The organism is Mycetocola sp. Y791, from assembly GCF_059445325.1.
The window spans coordinates 169072-184145 of sequence record NZ_JCAIUC010000003.1 but is presented as its reverse complement, the minus strand read 5'-3'; the positions used below and the strand labels follow the sequence as shown (position 1 = coordinate 184145).

The following is a 15074-nucleotide window of genomic DNA, read 5'->3' as shown; positions in this document are numbered from 1 at the left end:
GCAGGAAATGAAAACGTCAGAGATTCTTGCGGATGCCTTCGGGCGGGTTTCGGAGAGCGTGCACAGCGCGGTCGATGGTCTCGATGCGCAGAGGCTGCTCGCGAGAGCGGATCCGGAGTCGAACACCATAGCCTGGCTGGTCTGGCACCTCACCCGGGTGCAGGACGACCACGTCGCCGACCTGATGGACACCGACCAGATCTGGATCGCCGCGGGATGGGTCGACCGCTTCCGGCTCCCGTTCCCGCCGGAGGACACCGGATACGGGCACTCGAGCGACGATGTCGCCCAGGTGGTGGTGAGCTCGCCCGAGCTGCTGCTCGGGTACTTCGATGAGGTCAGCGACCGCACAGCCCACTTCGTCAGTGGCCTCGCCGACAAGGACCTGGATCGGATCGTCGACGAAAGCTGGAACCCCCCGGTCACCCTCGGGGTCCGCCTCGTCAGTGTTATCGCCGACGACCTCCAACATGTCGGCCAGGCGGCGTTTCTCCGCGGCATCCTCGACCGGGAGAACCGTTAGGCTCTGGCGGAGCTACCGCTGACGCTCGGCGAGCCGTCCGAGCGCCGTGAGCGGGATCGACAGCCAGTCGGGGCGGTTTCTGGCCTCGTAGACCGCTTCGTACAGTGCTTTGTCCATCTCGAATGCGTCGAGCAGTTCGCGGTGGTCCCTGAGGTCGACCCCTGAGCCGTCGATGTAGCCGCTGAGGAATGCCTTCCGCGACGCGCTGGTCCAGTTTCGGGCCTCAGCGGTGCTGCCGAGTGAACCGGCGACATAGTCGAAGCTTCGCAGCATTCCGGCGACGTCCCTGAGCGTGAAGTCCGGCTGGGAGCGCTCCTCCATCGGCCTGAGCGGTTCACCCTCGAAGTCGAGAAGGACCCAGTGCCCATCCGCCGCGAGCAGCACCTGGCCGAGGTGGTAATCACCGTGGATGCGCTGGAGCGCCGGCCACGCGATCGACGCCGTCGACTCGTAGAGCGCCTCGATGGTTTCGCGGAATTGCTCGACAGCGGGCACCTCCTCGATGGCGAGCAGCAAACGCGAGCGCCAGCTGGCGAGGGTCGCGTCGATCTCGTCCTGGCTGGGGGCCGCAGCGCCGAATGACTCGGCGAGCAATCCGTGAACCTCGGCGGTCACCGTGCCGAGCGAGTACGCCCTGGCCGTGAAGTCCTCACCGTTCTCGGCGGAGCGAAGGGCGAATCTCCACGCGTCCTCCGAGCCTGACAGGAACTCCTGCGCAAAGGCGAGGTGGCCGCGCGCCCGGCCGGTGGCCTGGCCGATGTCATTCCACTCACCGACGACACAGCCAATGGAGTGCGGAACGTTGAGTGACCCGGATGCGGCGAGCGCCGCCTGCAGGACGACGTCGGGGTTCTCACCATTGTGCAGGGCACGGAACACCTTGCAGATGACCCGGTCGATGCCGTTCTCGCTGCGGACGTGGTAGATGATCGAGGTGTTTGACTGCTCGCCACGGAGCACACGGGATGAGACGATGTCGGAAATCTCGATCTGGCCGAAGGCTTCGCCGCTCGCGGTTGCGCCGAGTGCTGTCGCCTCCTGGTTTGACCCGATGAGCGTGAGCAGGGCCCTGGCGTATGCGGGGTCGTGCGGTCCGTCGTAGAGGTAGCCGGACCGGCCGTCGTCGAGCACGATCTCGGCGATGAGTGCCGACTCTGCGTCTGGCAGTGGTTCGGTTCTCTCGGTGACCGGTACCTGGTAGAGCACGGGGTCACGACCCGAGAAGTCCATGATCAGGTGGGTGAAGACCCTGGCATCATCGGATGCCATCTCCCAGCTTCCGATGAGTTCGAGCTCCGGAACGCGTCCCTTGCTGGCAAACCAGCGCTGGGAGACGAGCCAGGGGGCAATGTGTGTGAGCGGACTGTGTTCGAGGGGACGCGCCGGCGAGGACATATACCGAGACTATTGCCTCGAAGCGCTCGCACTCTCCACGCGGCTCGGGGGTTGACAGGTTCCGCGTCAGTCGCCAACGCGTCGCCCGCGGGACTCACACAGCCGGTAAACCCAGGCATAGACCAGAAGCGAGCCGCAGAGGCCCGGGATCAGGAGCCACGCAGCCGGCCGGGCGAAATCCAGGGTCGGCCAGCCGAGCACGATCCCGGCGAGGATGAAACCGAGGCTGACCAGCTGGGCCTGGACGAGGGTACGGAACGCGCTCCAGCGCGTGTCGACCAGCATCCAGACATTGACCATTCCCGGGAGCGTCAGTGTCGCCCCGATCACCCTGGCGGTGAGGGGCGTCAGGCTCCACGCCCAGCTCTCGACGAGGAGAGACGGAACCAGAAAGAGAACGACACCGACACACAGCGACAGGAGGCCGACGCCCGCGAGGGTGACGCGCCAGGCCCGGGGAATCGTCGTGTCGTTGGTGTCGTGAGCGCCGGCATCCGACCGGGATTGGACGAGGATGGCGACGAGTACCAGGAAGGGCGTTGTCAGGTACAGCGCCGTCCACGCGATGAACGAGATGTGACCGGCGTGGAACCGATCCCAGTGCAGCAGCGTTGCAATGCCGAGCAGCGTGGCGAACGTGAGCACGGCGGGAAAGCCGTGCTTTACCCGATGCCATCGGCCCAGGCGGATCACCGCGACGAAGAACCAGACACCACCGAGGTACGCGGACGCGAGATACCTGGCGGTGATGTCTGGCGTGATCGTCCAGGCGAAGTGCTGTTCGGTGCTCCCGGGGGCCAGGTACAGCAGCGCGCTTGCAACGACGAGGAACGGCAGCACGACGACGCTGAGCCAGAGGGTGAACGGGCGGACCGTGTCGTCCGCCGTTCGCCGACGGCTGCCCACATCCTGATCGCTCGATCGGAAGTTCACGACGACGCACCATCCACGCCGGCGAGATTCACTCCCGCCCCGGCAAGGCTGGCACCGGGCAGCGCGAACCTGACCGCCTGCGCTTCGCTGAGTGCTCGGCCCCTGCCTCGCGCGGCTTCGAACTGACCGGCCGCCTCCCCCGCGAGGATCCCATCGATCCAGTACTGCGAGAACTTGAAGGTTTGCGCGTTCTTCAATCCGGTCTCTTCGCGGAGCTTCTCGGCGGCGCCGTCCAGGATTCCGGCTCTCTCGACGTCGCCCCGCGCTGCAGCGATGGCGGTGAGCCCCTCCAGCCCGTACGCGACACCGTCATCGTGGCCGAGCCGCACCGATTTGGCGAGCGCAGACTCCAGGGCGACGCCCGCCTCCTCGAGCTTCCCCTCGACGGCGAGGGCGATCCCGAGATGGTGCAGCGCTATCGTCTCGCTCAAACCGTCCTGGAACTCTTCGGCGAGCGCGAGGCTCTCTCTAAAGCGGTTGAGCGCTGCGTGCACCCTCTGCGAGACCAGCGCGGTCCTGCCGAGCATGACGAGCACCATCGCCTGTCCCCACAGGTCGTTCTTCTCCCTGAACAACCCGAGGCTTGTCTCGAGCACCTCCTCCGCTCCGGCGACATCGGGGGGCGATGCGGCCAGCCGTGCGAGCGCGACCGATACCAGTGCGAGCGCTTCTCCCGAGGCAGCATTTTCTGCCCTGAACAGTGCGGCACTCTCGATCAGGCCGGGGACCACGTCCCGCTCCGGCTCCTTCCAGAACCCGACGGCCCGCGTGTAGTAGAGCGCGACCGCGCGAGTGAAACCGGTGACGGGCGGTTCGGCGTCGAGCACCCGCGCCATCCAGCCGGCCACCTCGCCGAGGAGCCCGCCAACCCACAGGTAAACGTAGAGGGTCCAGGAGAACCGTGCCGCCCCCTCCCAGTCCTCCCTCTCGAGGAGGTACCTGATCACGGCCCTGAGGTTGGAGAGGTCATCCTCGAGGATGTTCATCCACTCCCCCTGTGTCGGGCCCTCCAGAAGGCGCTCGGCGCGTTGGGCGAGGCCCATGAAGTACGCCGCGTGCCGTTCGCTGACGTCCGCCAGGTGCCCGTCACGCTCGAGCTGTTCCCTGGCGAAGTCCCTGACCATCATGAGCAGGGAGAAACGGGAACGCGTTCCCCTGTCCTCCTGACGAACGAGACTGTTGTCGACGAGTGTCTCGAGCAGTGTCAGTGTGTCGGTGCCATCGGAGGGCCGGTACACCGCCTCGACGGCGTCGAGCGAGAAACCGCCGTCGAACACCGCCAGTGCGGCGAGAAGTTGCTTCTCGCCGTCGTTCAGCATTCCGGTGCTCCACTCGATGGCGTTCCTCAGGGTCTGCTGTCTCTCGGGGAGATCGCGGGATCCACCCCCGAGGAAGGAGAGCCGGCTGTGGAGGCGTTCAAGCATCGCCGACGGGGTGAGTACCCTGACCTTCGCTGCTGCGAGCTCGAGGGCGAGGGGCACACCTTCGAGGCGGTTGACGAGTCTGGCGACGTCGCGGGCGTTGGCATCCGTCACCTGGAAATCCGGCTTGACGGCGCGGGCACGCTCGGTGAACAGTGCGACTGCCGCGATGTCGGCGATACCGGCAGCCGTGTGCGGTGTGGAAGCGTCAGGCAGGTCAAGCGGCTCGACGTCGATCGTCCTTTCGACGGAAACCCGCAACCGGGTGCGGCTGGTGACCATCAGCGTGAGGCCGGGCGCCGCAGCGAGGAGCAGCGTCAGCGCGGGCGCAGCATCCACCACCTGCTCGAAGTTGTCGAGAATGAGCAACATGTGCCGGTTCCGCAGAGCGGTGGCGAGCTTCTCCGCGAGCGGGGCCTCCCCCGTGTCACGCACGCCGAGTGTCTTCGCGATGGTTGCGATCACCGCGGTCTCGTCGTGAACAGGAGCAAGGTCCACGAAGTACACGCCCCCGGGAAAGCCGGCGGCCACGCTGGACGCTACGGCGACAGCGAGCCTGCTCTTGCCGATGCCGCCAGGGCCGATGAGGGTCACGAGGCGGACCGCGGGATCGCGCACGAGCCGGCCCACCGTCGTGACCTCGGACTCCCTGCCGATGAGTTCCGTCAGCGGTGCGGGCACGTGAGCTCGGGGACCGATCTGGTCATCGGCCGCCGACACAGTGAGATTCTGCCCCTGGCTGAAGCGTTCGGCCAGCAGTACGGCGAGGTCGGCCTCGAGAAACTCCGCGAGTTCCGCCTCGTCGGAGAAATAGGTGAATGACGCCGTGTCATCCGATTTGATCCGGTCGAGCAGCTCCTTCAGCCTGGGCTCCCTGTTCTCAGCCGGTTCCTTGATGTAGATGAGCTTCGGCATGGAGGCGGGTGCAAGGTAGTACTCATCCGCGAGGCCGGACACTTCTTCACCGGGAGCGACCCAGCCGTAGCGTTCCCAGTACAGGCCGACAAAGACCTCGCTCTGCGCCAGGTAGGCGCGATAGAGGTCCCTCGGCGGATGCGGCCTGGCACCGAGCTCGAACATTACGGGGGCAAGCCGCAACCGTTCGATGGCGGCGCGCGCGGCTTTTCGCTCCGGCGCGAGCTCTTTGAGTGTTGAGCTGACGAAGACGCGGAGCCGCTGGTCGGGTGTGCGGATCGTTGCGGGCTGATGATCCATGCTGAGCATTGTCGAACGCGTTGCGGTCCCTCGTCCAGCCCCGAACCCGTGGAGTCCGCCACGCACGACGAGTACACTCTCGCCTTAAAACCGCGGGTACCGCCCGGTACCCCGAGGTGGAGGTGCCCGATGACTACCGAAAGGTCCAGGCGACCGCGGATTCTGGTGTCGCTGGCCTCAGCGCCAGCGCGCGACCGCGTCGTCGATGAGCTGACCCGCCGATATTCCGCGGATTACGAGGTCGTGTCTCCCGATGATGTCCAGGGGACGTTTGCTCACCTCCGGGAAACCGCGGCGGTCGGATCCCGCGTCGCGCTGGTGCTGTCGGACGACCTTACGGATCACCAGCATGACGGCTCGGTCTTCCGCTTCGCCCGCCGGCTGTTTCCGGAGGTGCGTCGCGGCCTGGTGATCAAGTGGGGCTCGTGGGGGAACCAGGACACCGCGCGGGTGGTTCTCGAGGCCTTCGCCTCCACCCAGGCCGACTCCTACATCGTTCTCCCTCGCCGCTCCCCCGATGAGTATTTCCACCGGGCGATCACCGAGCTCCTTCACGCAGCGACGCGGGCGGCCGACGACCAGGCACCGGATGCCGTCATCATCGGCCCGCTGTCTTCCCCGCGGGTGCACGAGATAACCAGGTACTTGTCGAGGGCTGGCATCAGTAACCGCGTCAGCAGCCCCGGTTCTGCCCACGATTCGACGGTCCTCGCGCGGGGACACGACACTCGCCGTCCCGTCGTGGAGGTGCCGGGCGCCGGCGTCCTCGCCGACCCGAGCAATACCCAGCTCGCGGACGCCTTCGGCCTGACTACGTCGGTGGATTCGGGCACAACCGTGGACGTGGCGATCGTCGGAGCCGGACCGGGAGGCCTCGCCGCTGCCGTGTACGCGGCGTCTGAGGGACTTGACACGCTCGTGCTGGAACGGGAGTCGGTCGGCGGCCAGGCCGGCTCCAGCTCCCTCATCCGCAACTACCTCGGCTTCGCGAGCGGGGTATCGGGGCTGGATCTCTCCGACCGCGCCTACCAGCAGGCCTGGGCATTCGGCGCCCGGTTCGCGCACACGAGGAGTGTGTCGGGGATGTCGCTCGATGACGGCTTCCGGCTTGCCATCGACGGCGAGGACGAGGTCAGGGCCCGTTCGGTGATCCTCGCGACCGGGGTTTCGTATCGCAGGCTCGCCGTGCCGGGTCTCGACACGTTCGTGGGCACCTCGGTGTTCTACGGCGCGACGGCGGTCGAGGCAAAGGCTCAGACCGGACGCAACGTCCTCGTCGTCGGCGGCGGCAACTCAGCGGGCCAGGCCGCGCTGCACCTCGCGAGGTATGCGGCATCCGTTTCCCTCGTCGTCAGGGGCCCGAACCTCGCCGCGAGCATGTCGAGCTACCTCATCGAACAGCTCGCGGCCGCCGGGGTCGCCATCCTCACCGAACAGCGGGTGGTTGGCGGACACGGCACTGACGACGGGCTCGAGGAAATTGTGTTGCGGCACAGGACCACGGGCGACGAGGTGACGGTCCCGGCGAGCGCACTGTTCATCACCATCGGTGCTGCGCCACACACCGACTGGGTCGACGACCGGGTCCTGCGCGATCAGTGGGGCTACGTGTTCACCGGCGGCGACATGGTCGCAGAGGGGGGACGCAGGGCGTGGTCGCGTGACCGCCCGCCGGGGCCCCTCGAGTCGAGCGTGCCCGGTTTCTTCGCGATCGGTGATGTTCGCCGCGGGTCGGCCAAACGGGTCGCATCCGCCGTCGGCGAGGGCTCCGTCGTCGTCGGGTCGGTGCACGCCTTCCTCGCCGAACATGCAACCCGCTGAATGCGCGGCGAGGCGTATCCGCGGGCAGCGGCAAACGCAGTGCCGCTCAGCCCGCCAGCTCGGCGACGATTTCGGCCAGACGGATGGCATCGAACGGTGCGCGCACCTTCGCGTCGTTGTCGCAGTACACGTAGACGTCTCGCGCCCTGCCGTCGGTCGTTGAGCCGGTGCGCCAGCCGTGGATACGCCGAGCCCAGGTCTGCAGCAAGTCCTCGGGGTAGCCGCTGACGTACAACTCCTCAGCGCCGTGCAGTCGTACGTACATGAAGTCACTCGTCACCTCGAACAGCTGGGGAAACCGGCCCGCGCTGTCTGACACCACCACAGCGACGTCCTGGTCCCGCGCGAGATCGACGAAGTCGTCGCAGTCGAACGTGGGGTGACGAATCTCTACGGCGTGGCGGAGAGGACGCTCGGCATCCGTTTTGAGCCAGGACCTGCCCTCCATCCGATCGTCGTGGCCTCGGGCGAACTCGACGGCGGCCGTCGTCGTCCGCGGGAGTGTGGCGAGGAACGCACCAACGGTCTCCCGGTCGTAAGCCAGGTTCGGCGGCAGCTGCCACAGCACGGGCCCGAGCTTGGGCCCAAGCGCGAGGACGCCGGATGCGAAAAAGTTCGGCAGCGCTTTTTCCGCATTCCGCAGCCGGAGGATGTGGCTGATGTACCGTCCGCCCTTGACCGAGAAGACGAAGTCCTCCGGCACTTCCTCCGCCCAGCGGGCGTAGCTCTTCGGCGTCTGCAGCGCGTAGAACGAACCGTTGATCTCGACACTGTTCATTCGGCCGGAGACAAACTCCAGCTCGCGTTTCTGAGTGAGTCCCTTGGGGTAGAAGACAGAACGCCACGGTGCGTAGCGCCAGCCGGAGATGCCGATCCGTGCGTCGCCGATGTCAGCCGAGCCGTCTACCCCGGCGACCCTGGGCTCCTCAACCGTCACGGCGCACCGTCTCTCCCGGCCACACGTACGGCAGGTTGTCCGGCACGCCGGGAAACACCTCACCGTAGAACTCGGGATCCTTGCGGACGAGGTTCGACTGATGGCTCAGGTGGAAGACCTCGTCACCGATCCACGGCGGCAGCTCCAGCTCGTCCTGGCTGAGCCCTTCGACGTCGGGTGCGAACGGCAGCACCTGCGGGCGTACCGTGTCGCTGTGACCGCGTGCGATCCAGGCATCCGTCATATCGAGAGCGTATTTGGTGAGCGCTGGCACATAGCCGCGCCACATTTTGGCAGCGGGATGATGCCGCCAGCCGTAGGTGGGGATGGTCACCGCGCGCAGCAGCTGGAGCGCCTCGATGCGCTGCTTGCCGAGGCGTGAGCGATCGAGCACAGCAGCGCTCTCGGCGAATGACGGGTATGGGAGAAAGGTCTGCACGGTGACGCCGACGCTACCCAGAAGCCGAGCGGCAGGATACGGGTTGACGAATGCCCTCCCACCGCACTCATGTGCCAGGCTGCGGGGCACAGCCTGTCGGAATCGTTCCGACTCGGGCAGGATCGACGCATGGAACTTTCGCCGCTCGACCCCGTTTCCCCGCAGCTCGCCAAGGCCGTCGGCAGCGTGCCGGAACCCGACAGCGTTCCCGGCGGGTTGAGCTTCGAGCCCAAGTGGGACGGGTTCCGCGCGATCGTATACTTCGACGGCGAGAACGTCGAGATCGGCAGTCGCGGCTCGAAAATGCTCACGCGGTACTTCCCGGAACTGACGGATGCCTTCAGCCGGCTTCTGCCAGGACCCTGCGTGCTCGACGGTGAGATCGTGGTGCCACAGGGTGCGGAGGGCTCACAAAAACTCGACTGGGAGGCGTTAACGGCCCGGATCCATCCCGCGGCGAGCAGGATTGCGCTCCTCGCGGAGTCGACGCCGGCAATGTTCGTGGCGTTCGACCTGCTGTCGAGCGGCGGCGACGTGCTGCTCGACACCCCGTTCTCCGAACGACGCGAGCGGCTCGAAGGTCTCATCGGTTCTCTCCCGCACCCGCTCCACCTCACGAGGACGACGACGGACGTGGAGCTTGCCCGCCAGTGGCTCGTCGAATTCGAGGGGGCTGGACTCGACGGAGTTGTCGCGAAGCCACTCCTCCAGCCGTACGCACCTGGAAAGCGGGTGATGCTCAAGGTCAAGCATCATCGCACCGCCGATGTCGTTCTCACCGGTTACCGGGTGCACAAGAGCGGCAACGGGGTGGGTTCACTGCTCCTCGGCCTCTACAACAGTGATGGCGTCCTCGTGAACGTTGGCGGGGCATCCGCTTTCACCAATGCCCGCCGCCTTGAACTGGTGGACGAACTCGCGCCGCTGGTGAAACGGGATGCCGACGGCGAGATCGTTGCGGCCGAAACGGAGCGCAGCAGGTTCTCGGGGTCGAAGGATGTGTCGTTTGTGCCGCTTGAGCCCAGCCGCGTCGTCGAAGTGCAGTACGACCAGATGGAGGGGATGCGATTCCGTCACACCGTGCAGTTCGCGAGGTGGCGCCCTGACCGCGAGGCGACGTCATGCACCTTTGACCAGCTGGACCGGCCCATCGCCTACGATCTCGACGGCGTGCTGGTTTAGTCGGTCTTCTCGTCGTCCCAGTTGGCGGAGTTCTTCCGGCTCGGCTGAACCCGCGGCGGTTCGCCGGGCATTTTCGGGAAGTCCGGGGGGAATGGCAGTTCGCCGAGTCCGTTCTTGACATCCCGCTCCCACCATTCGAGGAGAACGTCGACGGTCCCGGGCTTATTGCCCATGTCTGCCCACGGGTCGCCTACCGTGCGGAGTCGCTCAGGCACCGTCTCGATGGTGAAGGCTTTCGGGTCGGCGTTCTCGAGTTCTTCCCACTCGATCGGGCAGGACACCGGGGCATGCGCGAGTGCCCGCGGACTGTAGGCACCAGCCATCGTTCGGTCGCGATTGGCCTGGTTGAAGTCGACGAAAATGCGTTTGCCGCGTTCTTCCTTCCACCAGTTCGTGGTGACCTGCTCCGGCATCCGGCGTTCGAGTTCGCGGGCAGCGGCGATGACCGCGTGCCGCACCTCGAGGAATTCATGGGTGGGCTCGATGGGCGCGAAGACGTGGATGCCGCGGTTGCCGCTGGTCTTGAGGAACGCCGTCAATCCGGCCTCGGCGAGAAGTGCGCGCAGTTCGATCGCTGCGGGGATCGCATCGTCGAAATCGGTGCCCGGCTGCGGGTCGAGGTCGATGCGCAGCTGGTCGGGGTTGTCCGAATTTCCGGCGAGAGACGGCCAGGGGTGAAAGACGACGGTGTTCATCTGGGCCGCCCACACCGCCGCCGCCGGTTCGTCGAGAACGACCTGAGGATGTGATCGCCCGCTCGGGTAGGTGACGGTCACGGCTCGCACATAATCCGGTGCACCCTTGGGCGGGTTCTTCGAGAAAAACTGTTCGCCGTCGATTCCGCCTGGGAACCGCTGGAGCGACACCGGGCGGTCGCCGTTGGCGGCGATGAACGCCTGTCCAACCTCGACCAGGTACTTCGCGAGGTCGAGTTTGGTGATGCCGGGTTCTGGCCAGAGCACCCGGCCCGGGCTGGAGATGCGAACGTCGCGGGTGCCGTGCGGTCCGTCGACGGGGAGGATGACTGCGTCGGATGCCATGCGACAAACCTACTGGGGGGCCTCTGTCGAGTCACCCCCGACTCCGGGCGCGTCCCCCACGCCTGTCTGCTGTTCGTGCCGGTGACACTGGCGATAACAGCCACCGCCGGCGTCTCGACTCCCCGCTGACCTCCCTGCCGAACGGCTCCTCGTCGGTACGATTGGTCAGTCCCGCGACGACCGGTCGCGGCTGAAAGGGCAGAATGACGATCACCGCCTCCGCTGATGGTTCGGCGCTGGGCAACCCGGGTCCCGCGGGTTGGGCCTGGTATGTCGACGACGACTGCTGGGGGGCTGGTGGCTGGAAACACGCCACGAACAACCAGGCCGAGCTGAAGGCCGTTCTTGAGTTGTTCCGTTCGACCGCACACATCGACGACGATCTGCTCGTCATGTGCGACAGCCAGTACGTCATCAACTCGGTGACGAAATGGATGCGCGGCTGGAAGGCGAAGGGCTGGCGCAAGAGCGACGGCAAGCCTGTTCTGAACATCGAGCTGCTCAAGGAACTCGACGAGGCACTCGCCGGGCGTAAGTACAAATTTGAATGGGTGCGCGGCCACGTCGGTCACGAGCTCAATGAAGCCGCCGACGCCCGGGCCCGGGCCGTCGCCGAGGCGTTCCAGCGGGGCAAGGAGATTCCGTCCGGTCCCGGTTTTCCCGGGGCGGGTTCGGCAGCCGTTGGGGACACCACAGCGTCCGCCGCGGGCGACGCTCTATCCCGGTCCGCCGCGCCGAAGTCCTCAGCTCTGCAGTCGGCAGCTCTCACATCCTCCGCACCAGCGTCGGCCGCTCCGGTCTCACGGAAGTCCCCCGCTGCCGAGCCGTCCACCCCGATTGACCTCGAACCGAGTCTCTTTGACCTCGACGACGAGGCCAGCGGTACCGGATGGCACACGGTCACGTTGTCGCTGAGCGCGGCCGAGAACATCCGTTTGCAGGAACGCGCACGCCAAAAAGGTGTCAGTGTCGAGGACTTTCTTCGCGGCCTGATTTGAGCAGACAGGAGAGCAGGGTGACTGAGCGTCCGTATCACCACGGTGATCTGAGGCAGGCCGTCATCGATGCGGCTGTCGAGGTCATCAGCGAGAACGGCCCTGCTGCCGTCAGCCTGCGCGACCTCGCGCGCCAGATCGGGGTCTCTCATGCGGCGCCGGCTCATCATTTCGGTGACAAGGAAGGCCTCTTCACCGCGGTGGCCACCGAGGGTTACGCCCGGTTGACGGATGCCCTCGGGCGGGTTGAACCGGCGACCGACCTGGTTGAGCTCAGTGTGGCTTATGTACGGTTTGCCGTTGATCACGAGGCCTACTTCGAGGTCATGTTCCGACCCGACCTGTTGCGAAACGATGATCCTGACCTGGTCAAGGCTCGGAACCGAAGCAGATCGGCACTGTTCCGTGGTGTTGCCTCGTTGCCACCGGAACGCCGGGGTGGTGACACCATCCTCACCAACGTGAGTGCGTGGGCCTTTGTCCATGGGTTTGCCACTCTCTGGTTGCAGGGTGCCCTGCCGAAGGAGATGGGTGCCACTGTCGATGACGCTGTCCGCGTTTCGGCGTCGTTCCTCTTTGGCCGCGTCGGTCACTGAACGTTGATCTAAGCGCTGGCCTGCCGTGCCACCTGTGGCCCGAAATCGAACCCGGAGGGTCGGAACCTCAAGGCTGCGGCCGCGCATTCCCCGAAAAGACTGCGGTCTCGCTTCCCCTCGAAGGCTGCGGTCGAGGTCGCTTGAACGATTTAGCGACGAGGATGAACGGCTTCTACCGCGGCGGTTCGAGGGGCGGTGTCTCGTCTATCCGGTGCTGGCGTGTCGTGTGGGTGGGTCGGCGGCAGAGCTCTCCCCCGGGCCCCGCCCGGTGGGTCTGCCCTCCCTATCGCCGGCGGCTGCGGCTCGTGCGGCGGCGTCCGCTGCGTCGGTTGCGGCCTTGATCCCGGCCAGGCGGAGGCGTTCCTTCTCCAACGGTGACTTCGACGGCATCCGGATCGGGATCCGCTCCCCATTTTCCCCCGGTGGTGGGATCAGGTAGTACTCGCCCTCGATCCGAACCACCCGATAGCCAAACGTATGCACCAACGTGTGGTGATACGGACACAACAGGATCCCATCGGCGAGATCGGTGCAGCCTTCGTGGGCGGCCCATTCGTTGATGTGGTGCGCCTCGGTCATCGACGGTGGACACTCACACCCTGCGATCCTGCAGCCACCGTCCCGGACGGCCATCGCCACCCTTTGTTTGCGGGTGTGGAGTCGTTGTTCCCGGCCGACGTCGAGGATCGTGCCACTGGTGTCCATCAGGATCGGGGAGATCCCGGAGATGCAGATCTGCTTCTCGATCACACTGCCCGGAACTGCATCTTTGCTGTCTTCGAGATACCCGGTGCCGACCAGGTGTTCCGCGCCCTCACTGTCGGTGGCACGGTTGTCGAGGTTTTCCTCGGTCATCACGACCCGGATTCCGGGTTGCCGTGACCCGTACGTTGTGGTCGGGTCGGCCTGCACCCCGGTCCGCATCGCGCCCATCAGGATGTCGTACACGATCTGGTCGTTACTGCGCTCATCGACCCGGAGTTTCTCGGCGCGTTCCGCTTCGACCGGGTCCACCATCCGCGGGCCACCCCGCCGCGGTCGCAACGCCGCCCCGACGATGGACTCCACCCACGCCGCGCCTTCCTCATCGAAGGCCACATACGCTGTTTTCGTGCCGTCCTCGTTACGGCCGAACCGCCACTTCCGGTTCGCGTACCGCTCATCCCACCGCAACTGCACCCCGGCCGGATCAATCCGGTCCCGCACATGCCGCGCCCGCACACCCAACTCGTCAGCGTTCACCCCGGCAGCGTCGGCGATGATTTCTACCGCCGCCGCCCGCAACATCTCCACATCCACCCGGTCATTCGGTTGCCCGAGTCCGCGCATGATGATCGTTACCGCCTCGGACCGGATCACACCCTCCCGCGCTGCCCGCGAGATCGGTTCATGCCACGGCACCACCGGCACCGGACGCAACACCGACACCCGCGCATCCGCGTCCGGGTCAGCGTCGGGATCAACCAACAGGTTGCCATCCACATCGACCAGCGGGTCGTCAGCACCATCGTCACCCGGCCCAGCAGAACCATCAGGACCGCCGGCACCGGTTACGAACCCGGTCGGGTGGGTGGCGGCATCCGCCTCACCCATCGCCTCACCGAGCCGCACCTGACGGAACGCCTCCGACTTGGTCGACCCGGTCAACCGTTGCACCAGGTTCACCGCGGTGCGATCCCCGGCCGACTGGGCCCACCCGGAATAACCGAGGTCACGCGCTGACCGTTTTGCCGCGACACCAGCGCCGGCCGCGATCACCGCGTCCAGCTCGGACTTCGCCCGCGCCGCATTACGCAGCAACTCCTCCAGCTCGGCATTCGCCGCCCGCTCCAACACCATCGACAACGGCAGACCCGCGTCGCTGGCTGAATCTGCAACACCCGCACCGGCACCGGCACCGGCACTAAGGCCAGTACCAGCAGCAACACCGCCGCCGCCGCCAGGGCCAACACCGACACCTACACCTACACCTACACCGACACCAGGGCTCGCTGGCTCCGGCTCCGGTTCCACCGGCACGAATCGCGGCCGCCTAAACGACGAACCGGCACCACCGAACTCGGCGATGCCGGTCGAAACCGCTGCAGACGAAGACCCTCCCCTGCCGGAAACCTGTAGAGACCCCGACGCAGGTTCAGGGCCCGACGCTGGCTCCGGCCCCGCGGCATCCGCCACCCGACCAACCGCCTCGATGGCGTCCTCATACCGAGCGATCTGGTCGCACACCCGAAGGGCGACCTCTCGAATCTGCTCGGACACCTTTGCCATACTTCATAATATCGCATCAAGCACAGTTTCGAAAGTAGTTTCGACTATAAGTTCCCAGAATTTTCTTGCTCAATGGCCGAGAATTACTCCCAGCCGAACCCGGTTCCACCACGCGAAATGCAACCCTTGTCACGAACTCCCCCGGAATCACGGGCGAAAAAGCACTAATCTATCCACCGCAAAGATGCCTGTAACTCGGAATCCAGTTGTTGTCTAGATTAGCCATGAGTGTTCCACCGGCGTCAGGTCGCAATCAAGTGATCACCCTGCACGTCGAAGACATTGATCCCCAGCCATCCGCTCCCCAAA

The 15074-nt window shown here is 65.9% G+C and carries 12 protein-coding genes; 5 read left to right on the top strand and 7 right to left on the bottom strand.

All coding sequences use genetic code 11. From position 1 onward, the window contains the following. Positions 1–7 precede the first annotated feature (7 nt). A complete protein-coding gene (locus AC1C2N_RS09925; protein ID WP_495433874.1) occupies positions 8–523 on the top strand; it encodes a mycothiol transferase in 516 nt (171 codons plus the stop codon). Positions 524–535: 12 nt separating this feature from the next. On the opposite strand, the gene AC1C2N_RS09920 is transcribed toward AC1C2N_RS09925, so the two are convergent. The 3 genes from AC1C2N_RS09920 to AC1C2N_RS09910 all read right to left on the bottom strand — a co-directional run bounded on the left by AC1C2N_RS09920 (position 536) and on the right by AC1C2N_RS09910 (position 5487). Then, a complete protein-coding gene (locus AC1C2N_RS09920) occupies positions 536–1918 on the bottom strand; it encodes a maltokinase N-terminal cap-like domain-containing protein (protein ID WP_483403974.1) in 1383 nt (460 codons plus the stop codon). Between the two features lie 66 nt (positions 1919–1984). Continuing rightward, positions 1985–2851 (bottom strand): hypothetical protein, encoded by an 867-nt coding sequence (locus tag AC1C2N_RS09915; protein WP_495433873.1) that lies wholly within the window; start codon positions 2849–2851, stop codon positions 1985–1987. Beyond that, the gene (locus tag AC1C2N_RS09910; RefSeq protein ID WP_495433872.1) at positions 2848–5487 is read right to left on the bottom strand and encodes an ATP-binding protein; all 2640 of its coding nucleotides are present in this window, start codon (positions 5485–5487) and stop codon (positions 2848–2850) included. The genes AC1C2N_RS09915 and AC1C2N_RS09910 overlap by 4 nt, the downstream gene beginning before the upstream one ends. A 129-nt stretch (positions 5488–5616) precedes the next feature. Here AC1C2N_RS09910 and AC1C2N_RS09905 point away from each other — a divergent pair, with 129 nt between their 5' ends. Beyond that, positions 5617–7308 (top strand): NAD(P)/FAD-dependent oxidoreductase, encoded by a 1692-nt coding sequence (locus AC1C2N_RS09905; protein WP_495433871.1) that lies wholly within the window; start codon positions 5617–5619, stop codon positions 7306–7308. 46 nt (positions 7309–7354) lie between these two features. Here the strand turns inward: AC1C2N_RS09905 and AC1C2N_RS09900 are convergent, their stop codons facing one another. Continuing rightward, positions 7355–8245 carry a DUF72 domain-containing protein gene (locus tag AC1C2N_RS09900; RefSeq protein ID WP_495433870.1) on the bottom strand — a complete coding sequence of 297 codons (891 nt, stop codon included), beginning with the start codon at positions 8243–8245 and terminating at the stop codon, positions 7355–7357. After that, positions 8235–8684 (bottom strand): MSMEG_6728 family protein, encoded by a 450-nt coding sequence (locus AC1C2N_RS09895; RefSeq protein ID WP_495433869.1) that lies wholly within the window; start codon positions 8682–8684, stop codon positions 8235–8237. Before AC1C2N_RS09895 ends, AC1C2N_RS09900 begins: the two co-directional genes overlap by 11 nt. A 129-nt stretch (positions 8685–8813) precedes the next feature. Between AC1C2N_RS09895 and AC1C2N_RS09890 the strand changes: the two genes are divergently transcribed. Continuing rightward, positions 8814–9866 carry an ATP-dependent DNA ligase gene (locus tag AC1C2N_RS09890; RefSeq protein ID WP_483403968.1) on the top strand — a complete coding sequence of 351 codons (1053 nt, stop codon included), beginning with the start codon at positions 8814–8816 and terminating at the stop codon, positions 9864–9866. Here the strand turns inward: AC1C2N_RS09890 and ligD are convergent. Then, positions 9863–10906: a non-homologous end-joining DNA ligase gene (ligD, locus tag AC1C2N_RS09885; protein WP_483403967.1), complete on the bottom strand. Its 1044-nt coding sequence runs from the start codon at positions 10904–10906 to the stop codon at positions 9863–9865. The genes AC1C2N_RS09890 and ligD overlap by 4 nt on opposite strands. Before the next feature lie 203 nt (positions 10907–11109). On the opposite strand from ligD, the gene AC1C2N_RS09880 reads away from it, so the two are divergent. Both AC1C2N_RS09880 and AC1C2N_RS09875 read left to right on the top strand, forming a co-directional pair. Next, the gene (locus AC1C2N_RS09880) at positions 11110–11904 is read left to right on the top strand and encodes a ribonuclease H family protein (protein ID WP_483403966.1); all 795 of its coding nucleotides are present in this window, start codon (positions 11110–11112) and stop codon (positions 11902–11904) included. 17 nt (positions 11905–11921) lie between these two features. Then, positions 11922–12497 carry a TetR/AcrR family transcriptional regulator gene (locus AC1C2N_RS09875; protein WP_483403965.1) on the top strand — a complete coding sequence of 192 codons (576 nt, stop codon included), beginning with the start codon at positions 11922–11924 and terminating at the stop codon, positions 12495–12497. A 204-nt stretch (positions 12498–12701) separates the two neighbouring features. On the opposite strand, the gene AC1C2N_RS09870 is transcribed toward AC1C2N_RS09875, so the two are convergent. Next, complete coding sequence (locus AC1C2N_RS09870) at positions 12702–14765, bottom strand: DUF222 domain-containing protein (RefSeq protein WP_495433868.1); 2064 nt, start codon at positions 14763–14765, stop codon at positions 12702–12704. Positions 14766–15074: the final 309 nt, after the last annotated feature.

Excerpts from the sequence above, each read along its gene's own strand:
- ligD (WP_483403967.1), bottom strand. The coding sequence starts at position 10,906 with ATGGCATCCGACGCAGTCATCCTCCCCGTCGACGGACCGCACGGCACC.
- AC1C2N_RS09870 (WP_495433868.1), bottom strand. The coding sequence starts at position 14,765 with ATGGCAAAGGTGTCCGAGCAGATTCGAGAGGTCGCCCTTCGGGTGTGC.
- AC1C2N_RS09880 (WP_483403966.1), top strand. The coding sequence starts at position 11,110 with ATGACGATCACCGCCTCCGCTGATGGTTCGGCGCTGGGCAACCCGGGT.
- AC1C2N_RS09925 (WP_495433874.1), top strand. The coding sequence starts at position 8 with ATGAAAACGTCAGAGATTCTTGCGGATGCCTTCGGGCGGGTTTCGGAG.
- AC1C2N_RS09920 (WP_483403974.1), bottom strand. The coding sequence starts at position 1,918 with ATGTCCTCGCCGGCGCGTCCCCTCGAACACAGTCCGCTCACACACATT.
- AC1C2N_RS09910 (WP_495433872.1), bottom strand. The coding sequence starts at position 5,487 with ATGGATCATCAGCCCGCAACGATCCGCACACCCGACCAGCGGCTCCGC.
- AC1C2N_RS09905 (WP_495433871.1), top strand. The coding sequence starts at position 5,617 with ATGACTACCGAAAGGTCCAGGCGACCGCGGATTCTGGTGTCGCTGGCC.
- AC1C2N_RS09890 (WP_483403968.1), top strand. The coding sequence starts at position 8,814 with ATGGAACTTTCGCCGCTCGACCCCGTTTCCCCGCAGCTCGCCAAGGCC.